Raw genomic sequence first — 3,115 nt, 5'->3', positions numbered from 1 at the left:
GCCTAGGACCTGTACGGCAGGGTCACCAGCGGCGCGTGCGCCGCCGTCGGACACGCTGACGGACGATGAGCCTCCCGACCGGGCCCCAGTTTGGGCTCGCGCTGGCGGGCTAGCCACTTGGCAGCAGCCGACCCGCAACCGGTCAGCTCGGTCCCTGCGGCCCGAGGCCCCGGAAGGAGACGTTCCGCCGGGACCCCGGCATCGAGGAACCCGGCACAACACAATGGACCGGGACATCTCCAGTCATCCGCTGCTCGACAGAACGGAGCTTGCATGGTCAACGCCGGCCACGAATCGACCGCCCGACCGTTGTTGGCGCCCAAGGGCCGGTGGACCGAGTACACCCAGCTCTCCCGGCAGGTCAAGCAGGCCGGTCTGCTGGACCGCCGGCACGGCTGGTATGCCGCCAGGATCGGCCTCAACCTGGCCCTGCTCGCCGCCGGCTGCGCCGCCTTCACCGTCCTCGGGGACTCCTGGTGGCAGCTGGTCACCGCCGCCTACCTGGCGGTGGTGTTCACCCAGATCGCCTTCGTCGGCCACGACGCCGGCCACCGCCAGATCTTCCGCTCCCGGCGCGCCAACGACCGGGTCGGCCTGCTGCACGCCAACCTGCTGGTCGGGATCAGCTTCGGCTGGTGGGTCCCCAAGCACAACGCCCATCACAGCAACCCCAACCACGAGGACCTGGACCCCGATATCAGCATCACCGCGCTGGCCTTCACCAACGACCAGGCCAGCGCCAGACATGGGCTGGTCCGGCTGCTCGCCCGCTACCAGGCCTGGCTGTTCTTCCCCCTGTTGCTGCTGGAGGCAGCCCACCTGCACCTGGCCAGCATCAAGTCCGTCCTCCGGGGCTCGGGCCGAGCCAACACCGTCGAGGGGGTCCTGCTGCTGGCCCATGTCGCCGGGTATGTCACGGCGCTGGTGCTGGTGCTGTCGCCGGCCCAGGCGGTGGCCTTCGTGGTCGTCCAACAGGGCCTGTTCGGCCTCTATCTGGGCTGCTCGTTCGCGCCCAACCACAAGGGCATGCCGACCCTCACCGCCGCCGATGAGCTGGACTTCGCCCGCCGCCAGGTGCTGACCTCCCGCAACGTGACCGGTAGCCGGCTGGTGGACTTCGTGTTGGGCGGGTTGAACTACCAGATCGAGCACCACCTGTTCCCCAACATGCCCAGGCCGAACCTACGCCGGGCCCAGCCGCTGATCCGCGCGTTCTGCCAGCAACACGGCCTGGACTACACCGAGGCCAGCCTGTTCGGCTCCTACGCCCAGGCCATCCGCCACCTCCACACCGTCGGGGCACCGCTACGACCCTCGGCGGCAGCCGCTGAGTAGCGCCCCGGGCAACCTGCGGTAGAGCCGACGAGGCGACTACTGTGGGAGGTGCCACACGTGCCGGAGGACACCTCCCTCTGGGTCGGCTGGCTCAGCCTCCTCGACCGCGGCCAGGGCGGGGCCGCACCCTGCTCCCAACCCCATCCTGGTCGTGCATCCCGTCATCTCGCTCACCAGCTGCCTGGCAGGCCGTCGCTGCGGTCTGGCGTTCCAGGTCGAGGAGGGTCCGACGTGACCGACGAGCGACGCCCCCGGCCCAACAGTCCTCGCGACCGGCCGGTCAGCGACGAGGAGTTCCGGGCCGCGCTGGAGCGAGAGACCGACCTGTCGCTGCGCGAGGACCCCGGGCGGCGACGGTACTACCGGGCGGGAGACCTGCCACGTTCCGGGTCGCCCGGCGATGACGCGGCCGCACCGTGGCATCATCGCGGCGAGCTGCTCACCTGGAACGGTGAGACACTCACGGTCGCGAGGTGGTCGCAGCGGACGGGCATCCAGGTCACGACGTTGCTGGCGCGGTGTCGCAAGGGATGGTCGGTGGAGCGGGTGCTCACGACACCGCCCGGAGATGACCATGACCTGGACGGTTGAGCCCCCAGGGGAGACCGTCTGTGATGGCTTCCGCACGCCTCGGCGATATCGGCAAGAGCTGCACTGGCACGCCCACGGCAGCGATCTGACCAGCTTCCTGGACGACGCCCGCCCAGTCCAGGGATGACAGCCGGCCCACCGATGCTCGGGGAATCCCAGCGGTGGTCTACTGCCTGGCCATGGCGATGTGGAGTCGCTCCTCAGGGGTGATGAGGTGGTCGAGGTCCTCGGCGGCCTCGTCGAGGTCGATCTGGACCCAGTTCACCTCGCCGGTGAACTCGTTGCCGCGCGGCCCGTAGTCCTCCGACACCACGGCCCCGCCCTCCTTGCCGACGTCGCAGGTGTCGTCGGCGGAGAAGACCATCGCCGCGGTGGCGGCCACGCGGCCTTCGCCGACCTTGGCGCCGTCCAGGAACAGCTGGACGGTGCCGCCCTTGCCGAGCCCGCCGCCGTCGTAGGCGAACTCCATCCGCACCTGGTGCTGGCCGGCCGGGATGGGCCGGTCACCCTCGATGTAGAAGCGCTGGACGCCGAGCAGGTTGTAGCAGTACCTGGGCTTGCCGCCCTTGGCGTACAGGCTCCAGCCGCCGATGCTGCCGCCCTGGGCGACGATCACCCCTTGGGCGCCGGAGGAGGGGACGACGACCTCGGCCGTGACGGCATGGGACTTGTTCTTGATGTTGACCACCGAGTTCTCCGACAGCCGCCCCATGCCGCCGAACAGCAGCTGAGAGTTGCCCTTGATCAGGGTCGGGCGCCCGGCCAGGTCCGGGTTGATACGCTCGCCGACCCGGTCGTCCAGCGGCAGCACGTTGTACTTGGTCGCCTCGATCAGCCACAGCCGCTGCAGCTCGTGCAGCTTGTCGGGATGCTCCTTGGACAGGTCGTGGGCCTGACTCCAGTCGGTGGTGGTGTCGTACAGCTCCCAGCGGTCGTCGTCGAAGGCGGGCGCCTCCTGACCGACCAGGATCCAGGGGGTCTTGTGCTTGGTGACCGCGGTCCAGCCCTTGTGGTAGATGCCGCGGTTGCCGAACATCTCGAAGTACTGGGTCTCGTGCCGGTCGGGCTCGTCGGCGCCGTCGAAGCTGTAGGCCATCGAGACCCCGTGCATGGGTTCCTGGTTGATCCCGTTGACCTGGGCCGGCTCGGGCAGCCCGGCAACCTGCAGAACGGTGGGCGCGAGGTCGAT

Annotated in this window: 3 protein-coding genes; 2 read left to right on the top strand and 1 reads right to left on the bottom strand. The window is 69.4% G+C overall.

The features are described from left to right. Positions 1-273 precede the first annotated feature (273 nt). Both VF468_23895 and VF468_23890 read left to right on the top strand, forming a co-directional pair. The gene (locus VF468_23895) at positions 274-1,335 is read left to right on the top strand and encodes an acyl-CoA desaturase (protein HEX5881329.1); all 1,062 of its coding nucleotides are present in this window, start codon (positions 274-276) and stop codon (positions 1,333-1,335) included. A 231-nt stretch (positions 1,336-1,566) separates the two neighbouring features. Then, the gene (locus tag VF468_23890) at positions 1,567-1,926 is read left to right on the top strand and encodes a hypothetical protein (protein HEX5881328.1); all 360 of its coding nucleotides are present in this window, start codon (positions 1,567-1,569) and stop codon (positions 1,924-1,926) included. Positions 1,927-2,092: 166 nt separating this feature from the next. Here VF468_23890 and VF468_23885 read toward each other — a convergent pair. Beyond that, positions 2,093-3,115, bottom strand: a 1,023-nt coding sequence (locus VF468_23885; protein ID HEX5881327.1) for an arylsulfatase, incomplete at its 5' end; no start/stop codon positions are given.

The sequence above is a fragment of the Actinomycetota bacterium genome (assembly GCA_036280995.1).
GTDB lineage: Bacteria > Actinomycetota > CALGFH01 > CALGFH01 > CALGFH01 > CALGFH01.
Note: the sequence above shows the minus strand (reverse complement) of the source record. Positions and strands in the feature narration are given on the sequence as shown.

Bases quoted from the DNA above. Each gene is read 5' to 3' on its own strand.
- VF468_23895 (HEX5881329.1), top strand. From the start codon at position 274: ATGGTCAACGCCGGCCACGAATCGACCGCCCGACCGTTGTTGGCGCCC.